16 protein-coding genes are annotated in these 15,773 nt (G+C 67.3%); 11 read left to right on the forward strand and 5 right to left on the reverse strand.

Annotated elements, in window-relative coordinates; all coding sequences use genetic code 11:
• Positions 1-34: 34 nt before the first annotated feature.
• The 4 genes from Q0982_RS12575 to Q0982_RS12590 all read left to right on the forward strand — a co-directional run bounded on the left by Q0982_RS12575 (position 35) and on the right by Q0982_RS12590 (position 3,565).
• Positions 35-967 carry a carbohydrate ABC transporter permease gene (locus Q0982_RS12575; RefSeq protein ID WP_299396025.1) on the forward strand — a complete coding sequence of 311 codons (933 nt, stop codon included), beginning with the start codon at positions 35-37 and terminating at the stop codon, positions 965-967.
• Positions 960-1,799 (forward strand): carbohydrate ABC transporter permease, encoded by an 840-nt coding sequence (locus tag Q0982_RS12580; protein ID WP_299396027.1) that lies wholly within the window; start codon positions 960-962, stop codon positions 1,797-1,799. Before Q0982_RS12575 ends, Q0982_RS12580 begins: the two co-directional genes overlap by 8 nt.
• A 4-nt stretch (positions 1,800-1,803) precedes the next feature.
• On the forward strand, positions 1,804-2,931 hold the full coding sequence (locus Q0982_RS12585) for a cobalamin-independent methionine synthase II family protein (protein WP_299396029.1): 1,128 nt from the start codon (positions 1,804-1,806) through the stop codon (positions 2,929-2,931).
• A gap of 61 nt (positions 2,932-2,992) precedes the next feature.
• A complete protein-coding gene (locus Q0982_RS12590) occupies positions 2,993-3,565 on the forward strand; it encodes a cupin domain-containing protein (protein WP_299396032.1) in 573 nt (190 codons plus the stop codon).
• On the opposite strand, the gene Q0982_RS12595 is transcribed toward Q0982_RS12590, so the two are convergent.
• Both Q0982_RS12595 and Q0982_RS12600 read right to left on the reverse strand, forming a co-directional pair.
• Positions 3,549-4,319: an SDR family oxidoreductase gene (locus Q0982_RS12595; protein WP_299396034.1), complete on the reverse strand. Its 771-nt coding sequence runs from the start codon at positions 4,317-4,319 to the stop codon at positions 3,549-3,551. The two genes, Q0982_RS12590 and Q0982_RS12595, sit on opposite strands and share 17 nt — an antisense overlap.
• Before the next feature lie 99 nt (positions 4,320-4,418).
• Positions 4,419-4,826, reverse strand: coding sequence for a GFA family protein (locus Q0982_RS12600; RefSeq protein ID WP_299396037.1), 408 nt, complete (start codon positions 4,824-4,826; stop codon positions 4,419-4,421).
• Positions 4,827-4,979: 153 nt separating this feature from the next.
• On the opposite strand from Q0982_RS12600, the gene Q0982_RS12605 reads away from it, so the two are divergent.
• Positions 4,980-6,011, forward strand: coding sequence for an L-idonate 5-dehydrogenase (locus Q0982_RS12605; RefSeq protein WP_299396039.1), 1,032 nt, complete (start codon positions 4,980-4,982; stop codon positions 6,009-6,011).
• 35 nt (positions 6,012-6,046) lie between these two features.
• Positions 6,047-6,649 carry a hypothetical protein gene (locus tag Q0982_RS12610; RefSeq protein ID WP_299396042.1) on the forward strand — a complete coding sequence of 201 codons (603 nt, stop codon included), beginning with the start codon at positions 6,047-6,049 and terminating at the stop codon, positions 6,647-6,649.
• Positions 6,650-6,659: 10 nt separating this feature from the next.
• Here the strand turns inward: Q0982_RS12610 and Q0982_RS12615 are convergent, their stop codons facing one another.
• The gene (locus Q0982_RS12615; protein ID WP_299396044.1) at positions 6,660-7,403 is read right to left on the reverse strand and encodes an SDR family NAD(P)-dependent oxidoreductase; all 744 of its coding nucleotides are present in this window, start codon (positions 7,401-7,403) and stop codon (positions 6,660-6,662) included.
• A 136-nt stretch (positions 7,404-7,539) separates the two neighbouring features.
• Between Q0982_RS12615 and Q0982_RS12620 the strand changes: the two genes are divergently transcribed.
• The 5 genes from Q0982_RS12620 to Q0982_RS12640 all read left to right on the forward strand — a co-directional run bounded on the left by Q0982_RS12620 (position 7,540) and on the right by Q0982_RS12640 (position 12,321).
• Positions 7,540-8,511, forward strand: a complete 972-nt coding sequence (locus Q0982_RS12620; RefSeq protein ID WP_299396047.1) for a bifunctional methionine sulfoxide reductase B/A protein — start codon at positions 7,540-7,542, stop codon at positions 8,509-8,511.
• A 61-nt stretch (positions 8,512-8,572) separates the two neighbouring features.
• Complete coding sequence (locus Q0982_RS12625) at positions 8,573-9,184, forward strand: pyridoxamine 5'-phosphate oxidase family protein (RefSeq protein WP_299396050.1); 612 nt, start codon at positions 8,573-8,575, stop codon at positions 9,182-9,184.
• 53 nt (positions 9,185-9,237) lie between these two features.
• Complete coding sequence (gene hisD / locus Q0982_RS12630; protein ID WP_299396052.1) at positions 9,238-10,545, forward strand: histidinol dehydrogenase; 1,308 nt, start codon at positions 9,238-9,240, stop codon at positions 10,543-10,545.
• Between the two features lie 20 nt (positions 10,546-10,565).
• Positions 10,566-11,327, forward strand: a complete 762-nt coding sequence (locus Q0982_RS12635; protein WP_299396055.1) for an SDR family NAD(P)-dependent oxidoreductase — start codon at positions 10,566-10,568, stop codon at positions 11,325-11,327.
• A 7-nt stretch (positions 11,328-11,334) separates the two neighbouring features.
• Positions 11,335-12,321 carry an alcohol dehydrogenase catalytic domain-containing protein gene (locus Q0982_RS12640; RefSeq protein WP_299396057.1) on the forward strand — a complete coding sequence of 329 codons (987 nt, stop codon included), beginning with the start codon at positions 11,335-11,337 and terminating at the stop codon, positions 12,319-12,321.
• Positions 12,322-12,441: 120 nt separating this feature from the next.
• Here the strand turns inward: Q0982_RS12640 and Q0982_RS12645 are convergent, their stop codons facing one another.
• Entirely contained in the window at positions 12,442-14,031 is a 1,590-nt protein-coding gene (locus Q0982_RS12645) for a trimethylamine methyltransferase family protein (RefSeq protein WP_299396060.1), read from the reverse strand.
• Between the two features lie 112 nt (positions 14,032-14,143).
• Positions 14,144-15,773, reverse strand: a 1,630-nt coding sequence (locus Q0982_RS12650; RefSeq protein ID WP_299396063.1) for a Calx-beta domain-containing protein, incomplete at its 5' end; no start/stop codon positions are given.

Genomic DNA, 15,773 nt, shown 5'->3' on the forward strand with positions numbered 1-15,773 from the left:
CTCCTCTTCCGAGCCACCTGCCGGGAAAGGCGTCATGGCCGAGAGCAGCGCAAGCCGTGTGAACGTCATAGAACAGCCACGCTTCGACACGCGAGTGCTGACGCCCTACTTCTTTATCCTGCCGGCGGTTCTGGTGATGATGGCCGGCCTGCTCTACCCGGTCATCGACGCCTTCTATCTCTCGTTCTTCGACTGGAAGATCGGCACGCCTTTTTCCAAGGCGGAGCATGTCGGGCTGGACAACTATGCGCGCATGCTGGGCGACCCGGATGTCTGGGAATCGCTCTGGGTGACCTTCCGCTTCGGCTTCTGGACCATCTCCATCGAGATGATCCTGGGCGTGGCGCTGGCGCTGATGCTGGAAAAGCCGATCCGTGGGGCCAGCGTCTTCCGCACCATCTTCATTCTGCCGCTCATGGTCTCGCCGGTCGTGGTCGGCCTGATCTGGCGCTATCTCTTCGACGCCCGGGTCGGCTGGGTCAACTACTACCTCGGCCAGTGGTTCGGCATCGAGCCCCAGGTCTGGCTGGGGGACGCGGATCTGGCGTTCTTCGCCATCGTCTTCACCGACATCTGGCAGTGGACGCCTTTCATCTTCATCATCGTCATCGCCGGCCTCCAGGCCCTGCCCTCGGAAGTGCTGGAGGCCTCGCGCATCGACGGTGCCAATTGGTGGCAGCAGATCTTCCTGGTGAAGCTGCCGATGATCCGCTCGATCCTGGTGATCGCCCTGCTGATGCGCTTGATCGATGTCTTCCGGGCATTGGAGGTCATGTACATCATGACCGGCGGCGGCCCGGGGCGGGCGACAGAGCTGTTGTCCCTGCACATTTACAATCGCGCTTTCGATGCGCAACTGCTGGGCTATGCATCGGCGATCTCGGTTCTGCTGATCGTGATCGTCTTCCTGCTGAGCCTCGGCATCCTGCTCCTGTCCAATCCGATGAAGGACAAGTCCGATGTTTAGCGATCGTCTCGACAACCCGGCGAAGACTTGGATGCATTACGGCGGCCTTATCCTTCTGGCCGCGATTTGTCTGATGCCGATCTGGGTGATGATCTCCACCTCGCTGAAGAACGAGGTGCTGATCTTCGACGGCAGGCCGGTCTGGTTCTTCTTCTTTCCCACCATGGAGAACTACGAATACATCCTGACCCGCGGCAGATTCGACCGCTATCTCACCAATTCCGTCATCGTCGCCACCATCTCCACCTTCCTCACGCTCTTCCTGGGCGGGCTCTGCGCCTATGCTCTTGCGCGCACCGAGTTCCGCGGGCGCCGCCTGGTCGCCAATGCCACCTTGCTGGTGCGCATGGTGCCGCCGGCGGTCCTCGCGGTGCCGGCCTTTGCCATGGTGGCGACCTTCAGCCTCGACAACGACCTGGCTGTTCTCATCTTCTTCTACACGGCTCTCAACCTGCCTTTCGCCATCTGGCTTCTGTTCGGCTTTTACAAACAGATCCCGGTGGAACTGGAGGAAGCCGCGATCGTCGACGGCGCATCGCCGCTGCAGGTCTTCTTCCGCGTCCTGCTGCCGCTGATGAAGTCCGGCTACGCAGTGGCCGGCATCTTCGCCTTCCGCATCGCCTGGAACGAGTTCATCCTTGCGTTGCTGCTGACCGGTCGCAAGACCCGGACCCTGCCGGTGGGCGCCGCTGGCTTCATCACCGATACCGGGGTCGAATGGGGCCGTATCATGGCCATGGGCACGCTGATTGTCATTCCGCCGCTGCTTTTCACCTTTTTCGCCGCACGCCAGATCATCGCCGGCATGACCGCCGGCGCTGTGAAGGGCTAGGACCATGAGCAAGTTCCTGACCACCCATGTCGGCAGCCTGCCGCGCCCGGATGCGGTCTGCGACGTGCTGCAGGCCCGCGAGGAGGCCGGCGAGGCGCCCGAAGACTTTGAAGACGTGGTTGGCGAGGCCGTGGAGTCCGTGGTCGCCCGCCAGGCGGCCCTGGGGATCGACGTGGTCTCCGATGGCGAGTTCTCCAAGATCGGCTATGCCAACTATGTGAAGGACCGGCTCACCGGCTTCTCCGGAGACAGTCCGCGCATCCCCGGCGCCGACCTGGAGGACTTTCCCGGCTTCCTCAAGATGCTGGCGCGCTGGCGCGAGGGCGCCCTGCCGCGCCCCACGCCCTGCTGCACCGGCCCGGTGGAAGTCAAGGACCGTGCGCAGTCGACGGCCGACCTGGCACGGCTGCGCCGGGCCGTCGAGAAAGCCGGGGCCCATGACGGCTTCGTCAATGCCGCCTCGCCGGGCGTCATTGCCCTGTTCCAGGCCAACCAATACTATCCCGACCGCAGCGCCTATCTGGAGGCCCTGGCCGAGGCGATGAAGGAAGAATACCGCGCCATCGTCGAGGCTGGTTTCTATCTGCAGATCGACTGCCCGGACTTGGGCATGGGACGTCACACCACCTTCAAGAACGACGACGAGGCGACCTTCCTCAAGAGCGCCCACGAGCAGGTGGAGGTGCTGAACGCCGCTTTGGACGGACTGCCGGCCGAGCGGTTGCGCATTCATGTCTGCTGGGGCAACTACGAGGGGCCGCACACCCGTGACATCGGGTTGGACAAGATCATCGGCATCGTCTTGAAGGCCAGGCCCGCGACCATTCTCTTCGAGGCGGCCAATCCGCGCCACGCCCACGAGTGGCGCGTCTTCGAGACGGTGGATCTGCCGGAAGACAAGATCCTCGCCCCCGGGGTCATCGACAGCACCTCCAACTACGTGGAGCATCCGGAACTGGTTGCCGAACGGTTGCTGAAGTTTGCCGCCATCGCCGGACCCGAGCGCGTGATGGCGGGCACGGACTGCGGCTTCGGCACCTTCGCCGGGGACGGCCTGGTGGATGCCGAGGTCTGCTACGCGAAACTGGACTCGCTGGTCGAGGGTGCGCGCCTGGCGCGTGCCCGGGTCTAGCCATGACGGGCTTTTTGTCGTCCTGAGAATCCGGCAGGCCCGCCGCTTGAAAGGAGCGACGATGCGCAGAGAGCTTGATGTTCACTACGACGAGGAGACAGGGGCCTGGTTCGGCAAGTCGACGCCGATCAGCAGTGCGGAGATGCAGGGCCGCATCTGGCGCTATCGCGATCTGACCCCTTCTCCGCGCGCATTTCTGGACTGCACGCTGCCGGGCCATGTCCGCACGCTGTTCTCCGCGCTGGGCCAGGGCGCCGATGACGAGCAGCTTGAAGGGACCGCGGTCGAGCACGCCGAGAACTATCACATCGACTTCGTCAAGGCGGCACCGGGGAACGGTGCCGCGCTGCACAGCCACGGCTCGGAGGAGACCTTCATTGCCCTGACCGGCCGCTGGAAGCTGTTCTGGGGCGACCGGGGCGAGGAGTCGGCGGTGCTGGAGCCCTTCGACGGCATCGTCGTCCCCGACGGCGTCCTGCGCGGGTTCAGCAACGTTTCGGAGTCGGAGGCGGTTCTTCTTGTGGTGCTCGGTGCCCACAACACCGGCCATTGCATCTGGTCGGAGGCGTTGCGGCCGGCCTTTGCCGGGTTGGCGGGCGAGAACGGCGGGCAGCCGCCTAAAGAGACGCGGTGATGCCGCCGTCGACGTAGAGGATGTGGCCGTTGACGAAGCTGGCGGAGTCGCCGCAGAGGAAGATGGCGGCGCCCACCAGTTCCTCCACCTTGCCCCAGCGCCCGGCCGGGGTGCGCTTGGCCAGCCAGGCGCTGAACTCGGCGTCGGCCACCAGGGCGGCATTCAGCTCGGTCTCGAAATAGCCGGGCGCCAGGCCGTTGACCTGCAGGCCGTGCTTGGCCCAGTCGGTCGCCATGCCCTTGGTCAGGTTGGCGACGGCGCCCTTGGAGGCGGTGTAGGGCGCGATGCCCGGGCGGGCCAGCGCCGATTGCACCGAACAGATGTTCACGATGCGCCCGCGCCCGCGGGCGATCATATGCCGCGCCACGGCCTGGCCGACATTGAACACCGTGGTGACATTGGTCTGCATCAGGCGTTCGAAGTCCGCCGGGTCGAAGTCTTCCAGCGGTGTGCGGTGCTGCATGCCGGCGTTGTTGATCAGGATGTCGAGGGCGCCGGTCTCCGCCTCGAAGCCGTCGACGGCGGCCTTGACCGCCGCGTGGTCGGTGGCATCGAAGGGCAGGCTGTGGACCTTGGCGCCTTCGCCCTGCAGCGTCGATGCGGCTTCCGCCAGACGCCCGCTGTCGCGCCCGTTGAGCACCACCGCGGCGCCGGCACCGGACAGACCGCGCGCCAGGGCAAAGCCGATGCCGCGGCTGGAACCGGTGATGAGGGCGCGCTTGCCGCTCAGGTCGAAGAGGTCGAGGGAAGGCATGGCGGAGTCCTTGGCGAGGCAGGAATCGGAGGCGGTCCGCCTTTGTCGGACATGGGGAAGCGGGCGTCAACGCCGCAGCGGCGAAGGACCGGACGGCGGCTAGTCGGGATCTTTCTCGTAGGTCGTCGGGCCGGGCGGGAGCTGAACCCAGGAATGCCGGCGGCAGTCATAGACGGAGTCCGTGGGCGGCGGAAAGTCCGGGTCGGCGAAGGCGCCAACCGCTACCGCGATGCCGCGGTCCTCGCAACCCTCCTCGGTGTGAAAAAGGTTGGTGCCGCAGACAGGACAGAAGCGGAACCGGAAGCGGGCACCCTGATCGCCGGTGCGCACATATTCGCTGGCCCTGCCGAAGACCTTGTAGGGCGGGCGGAAGGCGGCCAGCGCGGCGAAGACGCTGCCGGTCCGGCGCTGGCAGGCAAAGCAGTGGCACAGGCCGACGGCGACCGGCTCGCCTTGAACCTCGACGCGGAGCTGGCCGCAGCAGCAGGCGGCGGTTCGAGATTGCATGGCAGTCCTCCGTGGATGGTGGTTCGCTTGCGCGCCGGTCATTGATGGCGACGAGAGCCGGGGCGTCAACGCTGACGCCGCCGATGGCAGCCTTGCAAGACCTTCCGCGCTCGGGCAGTCTTTCGGTTCCTTAGCGACTTCGGGACATGTGCCATGCGCGCGCTCGTTATCCATGCGCCCAAAGATCTCCGCAGCGAAGACTGGCCGGTCGAGGCTCCCGGCCCCGGCCAGGTGATGATCGAGATGGCCGCCGGCGGGGTCTGCGGCTCCGACCTGCACTACTACAATCACGGCGGGTTCGGCCCGGTGCGCCTGAAGGAGCCGATGGTGCTGGGCCACGAGGTCTCCGGGCGGGTCGCTGCGTTGGGCGAGAACGTGGAGGGGCTGGCCGAAGGCGATCTCGTCGCGATCAATCCTTCGCGGCCCTGCGGGCACTGCGCCTTCTGTCTTGAAGGGGCGCCCAACCACTGCCTGAACATGCGCTTCTACGGCTCGGCCATGCCCTTTCCCCACATTCAGGGCGCCTTCCGCCAGGCCCTGGTGGTGGAGGCCGGCCAATGCGTCAAGGCCGGGGACCTCAGCCCCGGCGAAGCGGCGATGGCGGAACCGCTTTCGGTGGCGTTGCATGCGACGCGCCGGGCCGGCGACCTCTTCGGCAAGCGCGTGCTGGTCACCGGCTGCGGGCCCATCGGGGTGCTGGCGGTCCTGAGCGCCCGGCGGGCCGGCGCGGCGGAGATCGTCGCCACCGACCTTGAGGACAAGGCGCTGTCTTTTGCCGCCGGCGCCGGCGCCGACCGCACCATCAACGTCGCCAAGGAACCCGATGCACTGGGCGCCTATGCCGCCGGCAAGGGGTACTTCGACGTGCTGTACGAGGCGACGGGTGCCGAGCCGGCGCTCGTTTCCGCTCTCGCCGTCATGCGCCCGCGCGGCGTCGTCGTGCAGCTTGGCATGGGTGGTGAGATGACCCTGCCGATGCTGCAGATCACGGCGAAGGAGTTGGATCTTCGTGGCTCCTTCCGTTTTCACGAGGAGTTCCCCCTGGCGGTCGAACTGATGGCCAAGGGATTGATTGACGTGAAGCCGCTCATCAGCCACACCATCGGTTTCGATGACGCCATCAAGGCCTTCGAGATCGCGGGCGACCGCTCCCAGGTGATGAAGGCGCAGATCGCGTTCAACTGACACCGCGTTCCCTCTCTGCCGCCACGAGGACCCCGATGACTGAAACTACCGCTTTGCGCATGGCCTCCCGGGGCCTGCTGTCCGCCGCCCTTGCCGCTGCGTTCTGTGGCGCCGTGGTCTTCGCGTCAGGGACAGCGCCACGGGCTGCCGACCTGGCGAAGCCTGTAGGCCCCGTCGTGCTGACCGTTGCCGGCGACATCGGGGCGGCCAACCGGCCGGCCTTCGACGAAGGCACGGACTCCTTTCTGAACTACCACGAGAAGACCTTCCAGTCGGCGGCGGAGTTCGACCGCGCCATGCTGGAATCCCTGGGCATGCAGCGGGTGGAGATCGCCTACGAAGGTTGGGCCCAGCCCTCGACCTTCGAGGGGCCTTGGCTGAAGGATGTGCTCGCTGCCGCCGGGGCAGCCGGCAAGGATGTTACGGTGGTCGCCCTGGACGGTTTCGGCGCCGAGATCCCGGCCGCCGATATCCAGGCGCTCGACTGGGTGGTCGGCCTGAAGCGCGACGGGCGCTACCTGGGCCTCGGGCAGCGGGGCCCGATCTGGCTGGTCTACCGCCGCCCCGACGGGGCCGTCCTGACGGCCGAGGACGAGCAGCGCTGGCCCTGGGCGGCCTTCTACATCGAGGTCGAGTAATTCTGGCTGCCTAGGCCGGGATTTCCTGGCCGTCCCAGGCGAAGACCTTGCCGCTGTCCTCGGGGGTCAGCCCATCGACCACACTCAGCAGGTGGCCTGCCGCCGTTGCCGGCGAGAACAGCTTCTCCGGGGCGACGCCGCGCTGGAACGGCTGCGACAGCCGGCTGTCGACGGTGCCCGGATGCAGGCCGACGCAGAGCGTCTGTTTGCGGTTGCGTGCCACTTCGATGGCCAGGCAGCGGATCGTCATGTTGAGCGCGGCCTTGGCCGCCCGATAGCCGTACCAGCCGCCCATGCGGTTGTCGCCGATGCTGCCGACGCGCGCGGAAAGCGCCGCGAAGACCGCCTTGCGCTCGCGGTCCAGCAACGGCAGGAAGTGCTTGGCCACCAGGGCCGGGCCAATGCTGTTGACCTGGAAGCTGCGCGCGAGCGCCGCAGCTTCAAGATGGCGGAAGCTTTTCTCCGGCTGCAGGGCCGCGCCGTCATGAAGCAGGCCGCTGGCGACGATCACCAGGCCGAGGGGCGCGGCCGCGGCCAGACCCTTCGCGGCGGCTGCGACCGAGGCGTCGTCATCGGTATCCATCTGACCTGGCGCGACTTTTTCGGCGGCGGGAACCGGCCTGCGGGAGAAGGCGTAAACGGCCTCAACCGCCGGGTCGGCGGCCAGCCGTGCCACCAGCGCGCCCCCGATGCCGCCGGAGGCGCCGATCACGGCGGCCCGCAGCGGCCCGCCGAAACTGGAGAGATCGGTCACGGTCGCGTGATTCCTGGCGCCGGGAGAAAGGGTGGTCTTGGGAACATGCCCTTTAGACCTATATTATTGGGTTGGAAAGAAAAGGAGGGGCGGCCCGGCCCCCATAAGGAAAACGCCCGGAAACTGGGAGTGCCCGATGAGCGAAGGCTACAAGAAAACCGATGAGGCGGTGAAGAGCCTCAGCGACGAGCAGTATGCGGTGACCCAGCAGGACGCCACCGAGCGCCCCTTCCAAAACGCCTACTGGGACAACAAGGAGCCGGGGCTCTACGTGGACGTGGTTTCCGGTGAGCCGCTGTTCGCCTCCAGCGACAAATACGATTCCGGCAGCGGCTGGCCCAGCTTCGTGCGCCCGGTGGAACCCGATCACGTCGTAGAGCGCAGCGATGCCAGCCATGGGATGCTGCGTACCGAGGTTCGCTCCCGGCATGGCGACAGCCACCTGGGCCATGTTTTTCCCGACGGTCCGGCGCCCACCGGCCTGCGCTACTGCATCAACTCCGCGGCGCTGCGCTTCGTTCCTCTGGCCGACCTTGAGGACGCCGGCTATGGCGCCTATCGGGATCTGGTCGATCCGCCGGAAAAGGCGACGGGGGAGGCGCGGGCGGTTTTCGCCGGCGGATGCTTCTGGGGCATGCAGGACCTGTTCCGCAAGTTGCCGGGCGTGACCGCGACGCGCGTCGGCTACACCGGCGGCGATCTGAACAATCCGGAATACCGCGACGTCAAGACGGGGTCGACCGGCCATGCCGAGGCCCTGGAGATCGTCTACGATCCGGCCCGGGTGGGCTACGAGGATCTGCTGGCCTTCTTCTTCCAGATCCACGATCCGACCACGATGAACCGTCAGGGCAACGACATCGGCAGCCAGTATCGCTCGGCCATCTTCGTGGCCAACCAGGAAGAGGCGGATGCCGCCGCACGGGCCATCGCCGCGGTCAATGCCTCCGGTCTCTGGCCCGGCCCGGTGGTGACCGAGGTGGTGCCGGCGCGGCCCTTCTACGAGGCGGAGCCGGAGCACCAGGACTACCTGGAGCGCTACCCGCACGGCTACACCTGCCACTTCATCCGGCCCAATTGGCGCCTGCCGCGGACCGAAGTGGCCTGAGGCTGGCCGCATTGGCAGAGCGATGCTAGGGTCCTCGCCGCCAGCAGCGAGGGGCCCTGTCATGTCGATCATCCGGACCATCGAGGAACTGGAAAGCCACTACGGCGTTCCCAACGAGAACTCCACCGTCAAGGAGGTCGACTTCATCACGCCGGAGTACCGGCGCATCATTGAGGTCTCGCCCTTTGCTACGCTCGCGACAGCCGGCCCGGAAGGTCTCGACTGCTCGCCGCGTGGCGATATGGCCGGCTTCGTGCGGATCCACGACGAACGCACCCTGATGCTGCCGGACCGGCGCGGCAACAACCGCATCGATTCCCTGCGCAACATCGTGCGCGACCCGCGCGTCGCCCTGCTCTTTCTGGTGCCGGGGGCGGGCAACACCCTGCGGGTCAACGGCCGCGCCCACCTCAGTGTCGATCCCGATCTTCTGGACTCCTTTGCGGTCCAGGACAAAGCACCGCGCTCGGTCATGGTGATGACCGTGGAGGCGATCTACTTTCAGTGCGCCCGCGCCATCGTGCGCTCCGACCTCTGGAACCCGGAGAAACACGTCGACCGCCGCAGCCTGCCGACGCCGGGCCAGATTCTGGCCGCGCTCAGCGAGGACCGCATTGGCGGCAAGGCCTACGACGATGCCTGGGAGGCACGGGCCCAGAAGACCCTCTGGTAGCACCCTGTGTTAGGCTGTGATCCTCTGAACGACCCAAGCGAAAGCCGCGAACCATGGCCACCGAATACCTGAAGAAAGCCGACAAAACCGCCGCGACAGGCGAACAGGACGTGCGTCAGACGGTGCAGCAGATCCTGGACGACATCGAAGCGGGGGGAGAGGCCAGGGCGCGGGACTATGCCGCCAAGTTCGACCGCTGGGAGGGCGAGATTCTGGTCTCGCCGGATGCCAGGGCGGCGGCTGCCGAGAAGGTGCCGCAGAAGCTGAAGGACGACATCCGCTTCGCCCATGATCAGGTGCGCCGCTTCGCCGAGGCGCAGCTTGCGGCACTGCCGGATACCGAGGTTGAGTTGCAGCCCGGCCTCGTCGCCGGCCACCGCAACATCCCCATGGCGGCGGCCGGCTGCTACGTGCCCGGTGGCCGCTACGCCCACGTGGCTTCCGCCATCATGTCGGTCACCACCGCCAAGACCGCGGGCGTCGAACATGTCATCGCCTGCTCGCCGCCCAAACCGGGCGAGGGCGTGAACCCGGCCATCCTCTACACCCTCGACCTCTGCGGCGCCGACTCGGTGCTGGCGCTGGGCGGGGTGCAGGGCGTGGCGTCTATGGCTTTCGGTCTCTTTACCGGCCACAAGGCGGATATCCTGGTGGGCCCCGGCAACCAGTTCGTCGCCGAGGCCAAGCGCATTCTCTACGGCCGGGTCGGGATCGATATGTTCGCCGGCCCGACCGAGGTTCTGGTCATCGCCGACGGCACGGCGGATCCGGAGATCGTTGCCTGGGATCTCGTCGGCCAGGCCGAGCACGGCTACAACTCCCCGGCCTGGCTGATCGCCCTCGACCGCGGCCTCGCGGCGGAAGTGGAGCGTCTGGTGCCGGGCATGATCGCGGAGCTGCCGGAACTCAACCGCACCAATGCGGAGGCGGCCTGGCGCGACTACGGCGAGATTGCCGTCGTCGAAACGCGGGAGGAGGCGGCCGCCCTGTCGGACAGCTATGCCGCCGAGCACCTGGAAGTGCACTGCAGCGAGCTGGACTGGTGGCTGGCGCGGCTGCGCAACTACGGCTCGCTCTTCCTGGGCGAAGAGACAACCGTGGCCTTCGGCGACAAGACCTCCGGCCCCAACCACATCCTGCCCACCAAGGGGGCGGCGCGTTACACGGGCGGTCTTTCGGTCGGTAAGTTCCTGAAGTCGGTCACCTGGCAGCGGATGAACCGGGAATCGACCCGCGACATCGCCCAGGTGACGGCACGGATCTCCCGCCTGGAAGGCATGGAAGGCCATGCCAAGACCGCCGATATCCGCCTTGCCAAGTGGTTCCCGGACGAGGACTTTGATCTGGCTGCGGCCGGGTGAGTGCCGGGCGCGGCGTGACCATGCAGGACCTCTTTGATCTTTCCGGGCGCGTCGCCTGCGTGACCGGCGCCAGTGCCGGGCTGGGGCGGGGCCTGGCGACGGCCCTGGCGCAGGCCAGAGCCACGGTGGTCGGGGTGGCGCGCCGCAAAGCCGAGCTCGACGCCTGGGTGGAGGAAGCGCGCGGCGCCGGCGGGCGGGCCGAGGCCTGCCAGGCTGACGTCGCCGATCTCGACACGCTGCCGGAGGTCGCCCGGCAGGTCACCGCTCTGGCCGGTGCCCCCGACATCCTGGTCAATGCCGCCGGGCTCAACCCGCGCCAGTCCGCCGACGCCGTCACGCCGGAGGCCTGGCGGCAGACGCTGGATCTCAACCTCTCGGCGCCCTTCTTTCTCGCCCAGGCCCTGGTGCCGGCAATGCGGCAGAAGGGCTGGGGCCGCATCATCAACATCGCCTCCCTGCAGTCGGCGCGCGCCTTCGCCAAGGGGGTCGCCTACGGCGCGTCCAAGGGTGGCATCGCCCAGGTCACCCGCGCCATGGCGGAGGCCTGGTCACCCGACGGCATCACCTGCAATGCTCTCGCGCCGGGCTTCTTTCCGACGGAACTGACGGCGGCGGTCTTCGAAGACAAGGCGCTGGTCGAGGGCTTGGCGGCGCAGACCTGCATCGGGCGCAACGGCCGGCTGGAGGATCTGATCGGCCCGGCGATCTTCCTCGCCTCCCCGGCTTCGGACTACGTGACCGGGCAGGTCCTCTTCGTCGACGGCGGGTTCACCGCAAAGTGAGGGTTCCATGAAGGCACTGGTCTATACCGCGACGAAGGAGACCGCCTACCGCGATGAGGCGGAGCCGTTGCGCGGCCCGGGCGAAGCCCTGGTGAGCATAGAGGCGGTGGGTATCTGCGGGTCCGACATGCATGCCTGGCACGGCCACGACCCGCGCCGGGTGCCGCCGCTGATCCTGGGGCACGAGGCCTGCGGCACCGTCCTGGAGGGCGGGAGCCCGGGCCAGCGGGTGGTGCTCAATCCTCTGGTGAGCTGCGGCATCTGCCGCTTCTGCACGGAGGGACGGACCAATCTTTGCCCCGACCGCGATCTCATCGGCATGCGCCGGCCCGGCGCCTTCGGCGAGCGCATCGCGATTCCCGAGCGCAACCTGATCGCCGTGCCGGAGGGGATGGATCCGGCCAAGGCGGCCCTGACCGAACCCTGCGCCACCGCCTGGCACGCCCTGGCGCTGGCGGCGCGCGCGGCCTGGCGGCCGGTGGCTGAAACGCACGCTCTGGTGATCGGCGGTGGTTCCGTGGGCCTGCTGGGCGGACTGATACTCAAGGCCTGGGGCGCCGCCGAAGTGCGGCTCGCCGAGACCAACGCACTGCGCCGCGACACCGCGGCGGCGGCGGGGCTCGACGTCTTCGACCCGCGGCAGGGCTTGGCACCGGAGGGGAGCTATGACCTGGTCTTCGATGCCGTCGGCAGCACCGGCACGCGCGCCGCGGCCATCGCGGCGGTCGCGCCCGGCGGCGTGATCGCCCATGTCGGCCTGCAGGAGTCCGCGGGCGCCTTCGATGCCCGCACGCTGACCCTTTCGGAGATTACCTTCGTCGGGGTCTACACCTATACGGAGGCGGATCTGCGCGCCTCCCTGGCGGCGCTGCACGACGGGCGTCTCGGTGCCCTGGAGTGGATCGAGCAGAGGCCGTTGGCCGAGGGTGGCCGGGCTTTCGAGGACCTCGATGCCGGCCGCACCGCCGCCGCAAAGGTCGTCTTGAGGCCCTAGGGTGCCTTTGGCCTTGACGGCACCGGCCCGCTCCCCCTCCCGGCCGCCCATAGCATACTGTCGCTGGGTGGCCGGGAGGGGGAGCGGGCTGGAACCGCTTCGACGCAAGTCGAAATCACTTTAGGACTCCGGTGGCGCGCCGCCTTCGCGGGTGCGCCGGGCGATAAAGTCCTGCATCGCCTCGCGGCGCGCCGGATCCATGGGCGGTGGCTCGAAATCCCGCAGGATCGCCTTCCACAGGCCATTGGCCCGCTGCGTGGCGGTCTTGGCGCCGTCCTCGCTCCACTGGCCGAAGTTGCGCCAGTCGGAGACCAGCGGCGCATAGAAGGCCGACTGGTAGCGCTGCATGGTGTGCTCTGCCGCGAAGAAGTGACCGCCCGGCGCCACCTCGGCGATCGCCTCGAAACCGATCTCCGCGTCTGAGGCATCCAGAGGCTGCAGCACCTCGGCGAAGATCTGCAGCATCTCCACATCCAGGATGAACTTCTCCATCGAGGCGGTGAGGCCGCCTTCCAGCCAGCCCGCGGCGTGCAGCAACAGGTTGACCCCGCCCAGTACTGAACCCCAGGCCGACATCAAGAACTCGTAGACCGCCTGCTCGTCCGGCGCGTTGGAGGCCGTGGCCGCGGAGCCCCGCCAGGGCAGGCCGATGTGGCGCGCCAGTTGCCCGGCGCCGAAGGCGCCCTTGACAAACTCCGGCGTGCCGAAGGCGGGCGCCCCGGATTTCATGTCGACGTTGGAAGTGAAGGAGCCGTAGACCACCGGTGCGCCCGGGCGCACAAGCTGGCTGAGGACGATCCCGGCCAGGGCCTCGGCGTGCTGCAGGGTGAGGGCACCGGCGATGGTGACCGGAGCCATGGCGCCGGAGAGCGTAAAGGGTGTTATCAGCGCGACCTGACCGGCAGCGGCGAAGTCAATAATCCCCTGGCACATGGGAATGTCGAGCTGACGCGGCGAGTTGGTGTTGATCACCGTGTAGCAGTAAGGCTGCCGGGCGAAGGCATCCGCGTCCAGGCCACGGGCCAGGCGCAGCAGTTCGAAGCAGTCGCGCACCTGCGGCGCCCCGCGGGAGAAGACGAAGATCGGCTTATCGCTGAGGCTGAGCTGGCTCTCGGTAACCTGCAGATGGCGCAGGTGGACCGGCACGTCGAGTGCTTCGACATTGATCTGCTGGGTGTGGATGACGTCGAAGTGCTGGGACAGCCGGATCATGTTGCGATGGTCTTCCAGGCTGCCGTCGCGCTTACCCTGGTCGATATCGGTGATGTGCGGCGGACCGCCGACCGCGGCAAAGGCGATGTGGTCGCCCCCCAGGGTGACGTCGCGCTCCGGCGTTGCGCCCTTTACGTCGAAAACGCCCGGGGCGCTCGCGAGGCACTGGGCGACGAGGCCACGATCAAGGCGCACCATCAGGCTGTCTTCGTCGACCGCCGCCCCGGCGCTGCGGAAAATCCGTCGGGCCTCGGCGTGCAGCACCTTTATGCCCAGTTCCTCCAACACACGCAGGGCCGCGTCGTGGATCGCCGCCAGACGGTCCTCGGAGAAACCCGGCTGTCGCGCGAGCGGATTGATCAGATGGCGGTAGCGGTGGCTGCGCCGTGCCGCGTTGCCGGCATTGCCGGGCGCGGTCTGCCGTCGCCGTGCACTCCCGCGCCGGCGCCGCTCCCTGCCGCCGGCGGCGCCTCTCGATCCCTCAACGGTCCCAGCCATGCCTCGAAGGCTAGGCGTCAACTGGGCCTGAGGTCTATGCCATGCCCGACAAAAAGGTCGCCCCTGGGGTATACATGCGCGGCAGTCCGTGGGATTTGACCTCTGGCCGGTCTCAGAATCCCGCGACGGCCTGCAGTTCGGTCTCCGTGATGCTTGGATCCGACAGGTTGCTCCCGATCAGCGTCGCCGAGAGATCGACATCGCTGCCCGCCGGCAGACTGCCGGTTACCAGGACATCGTCGATGGTCAGCTCGGTCGTCTCGTTGGCCCAGGTCTTCTTGTTGTTGTAGGCACCGATGGCAAGGCTGTAGTCGCCGGCGGCGAGCCTGCCGAGGTCGAGCAGCGCGCTCTGCAGGCCGGAGGTGTCGTCGCTGCCGCCGTTGCCGTCGCCGACAAGCTGGTCCACCAGGATCGGCGCGCCATCGTTCAGGCTGACCAGAGCCTGGCTGAACTCGTCGGCTTCGTAGAAGGCGCTCATGATCAGTTCGTAGTCGAAGGCGAGAACGACATCCATCTCCGCCGTCACGGTAAAACCGACCTCCCAGGCCCCGGACAGATCAAGCGTCGTGGTGTTGCCGCCGCCGCCAAGGTTTATGGCGAGTCTGCCGCTATCCCAGTCGCCGTCCGCATTGCTCTGGAAGCCGGGACCGCCGAAGCTGCCGTCCCGGTAAACGAAACCCGCGGTGTCGCCTGCCGTATCGAACCGGGCATCAAGCAGCGTGACCGGCCCGACCGGTGCCGTGTCGTCGTTCAGGATGGTTCCCGCCGCCGAGGCGATTGCGATCTCGCTGCCTGCGGAAGGGTTCGACAGCGTAACGACGAAGTCTTCGTCGGTTTCGAAGTCTGTGTCGCCCGCGACCTCGATGACAATGGTCCGGCTGACCTCATCGGCGGCAAACGTCACGCTGCCGCCGGGCAGGAGTCCGCCGAGGAAGTCGTCCGCCCCCGCTTCGCTGCCTGCAATCGAGAACTCGACGCTCCCGCTGCCGGTCAGGTCGCCCGACCTCGTAACGGTGAAAGTGAAAGCGGTGGCGCCGTCATCGCCTTCCGTCTGGACGGCGTTCAGAGGGTCGATCGTATAGCTGGTCACCACCGGCGGCGACGGATCCTGCGGCACGGCCGTCAGCAGCACGTCGTCGACCAGAACATCGGTGGTCTCGTTGGCCCAGGTCTTCTTGTTGTTGAGGCCGCCGATGGTCAGGCTGTGGTCGCCGGCGGCGAGAACGCCGAGTGCAGCGCTGAAAGTCTGGGGACCCGTCGTCTGAGCGCCGCCGCCGTTGCCGTCGCCTGTCAGCGTGCTCACCAGGACCGGTGGGCCGCCGTCGATGCTGACGAGGACCTGGCTGAACTCGTCGTCCTCATAACCCTCCGCATGGATCATCTCATAGAGGAACGAGAGGCTGACCTCGGACTCCGTGTCCAGGGTGAAGCTTGCCGTCCAGCCGCCTGAGATGTCGGTCACGGTGGTGTTGTCGATGCCGCCAAGGTTGAGCGTGAGCGCGCCGCCATTCCAGGTTCCGTCTGCGTAGGCCTGAGGGTTGCCGCCGCCGAAGTTGCCGTCCTCGTAGGCAAAGCCGCCGGTGTCGCCGGGCCCGTCGAAGTCCTCGTCGATCAAGACGATCGGTCCGGCCGGAGGCAGCGTGTCGTCGTTCTGGATCGTGCCCGCCGCACTGGCGCCGGTGATCTCGGAGCCCGTGGAGGCGTTGGAGAGCGTGACCGTGAAGGCCTCGTCGCCTTCGAAG

Source organism: Pelagibius sp., assembly GCF_028281305.1.
GTDB lineage: Bacteria > Pseudomonadota > Alphaproteobacteria > Kiloniellales > Kiloniellaceae > Pelagibius.

Coding starts and splice junctions, on each gene's coding strand:
- Q0982_RS12575 (WP_299396025.1), top strand. CDS start 35: ATGGCCGAGAGCAGCGCAAGCCGTGTGAACGTCATAGAACAGCCACGC.
- Q0982_RS12580 (WP_299396027.1), top strand. CDS start 960: ATGTTTAGCGATCGTCTCGACAACCCGGCGAAGACTTGGATGCATTAC.
- Q0982_RS12585 (WP_299396029.1), top strand. CDS start 1,804: ATGAGCAAGTTCCTGACCACCCATGTCGGCAGCCTGCCGCGCCCGGAT.
- Q0982_RS12590 (WP_299396032.1), top strand. CDS start 2,993: ATGCGCAGAGAGCTTGATGTTCACTACGACGAGGAGACAGGGGCCTGG.
- Q0982_RS12595 (WP_299396034.1), bottom strand. CDS start 4,319: ATGCCTTCCCTCGACCTCTTCGACCTGAGCGGCAAGCGCGCCCTCATC.
- Q0982_RS12600 (WP_299396037.1), bottom strand. CDS start 4,826: ATGCAATCTCGAACCGCCGCCTGCTGCTGCGGCCAGCTCCGCGTCGAG.
- Q0982_RS12605 (WP_299396039.1), top strand. CDS start 4,980: ATGCGCGCGCTCGTTATCCATGCGCCCAAAGATCTCCGCAGCGAAGAC.
- Q0982_RS12610 (WP_299396042.1), top strand. CDS start 6,047: ATGACTGAAACTACCGCTTTGCGCATGGCCTCCCGGGGCCTGCTGTCC.
- Q0982_RS12620 (WP_299396047.1), top strand. CDS start 7,540: ATGAGCGAAGGCTACAAGAAAACCGATGAGGCGGTGAAGAGCCTCAGC.
- Q0982_RS12625 (WP_299396050.1), top strand. CDS start 8,573: ATGTCGATCATCCGGACCATCGAGGAACTGGAAAGCCACTACGGCGTT.
- hisD (WP_299396052.1), top strand. CDS start 9,238: ATGGCCACCGAATACCTGAAGAAAGCCGACAAAACCGCCGCGACAGGC.
- Q0982_RS12635 (WP_299396055.1), top strand. CDS start 10,566: ATGCAGGACCTCTTTGATCTTTCCGGGCGCGTCGCCTGCGTGACCGGC.
- Q0982_RS12640 (WP_299396057.1), top strand. CDS start 11,335: ATGAAGGCACTGGTCTATACCGCGACGAAGGAGACCGCCTACCGCGAT.
- Q0982_RS12645 (WP_299396060.1), bottom strand. CDS start 14,031: ATGGCTGGGACCGTTGAGGGATCGAGAGGCGCCGCCGGCGGCAGGGAG.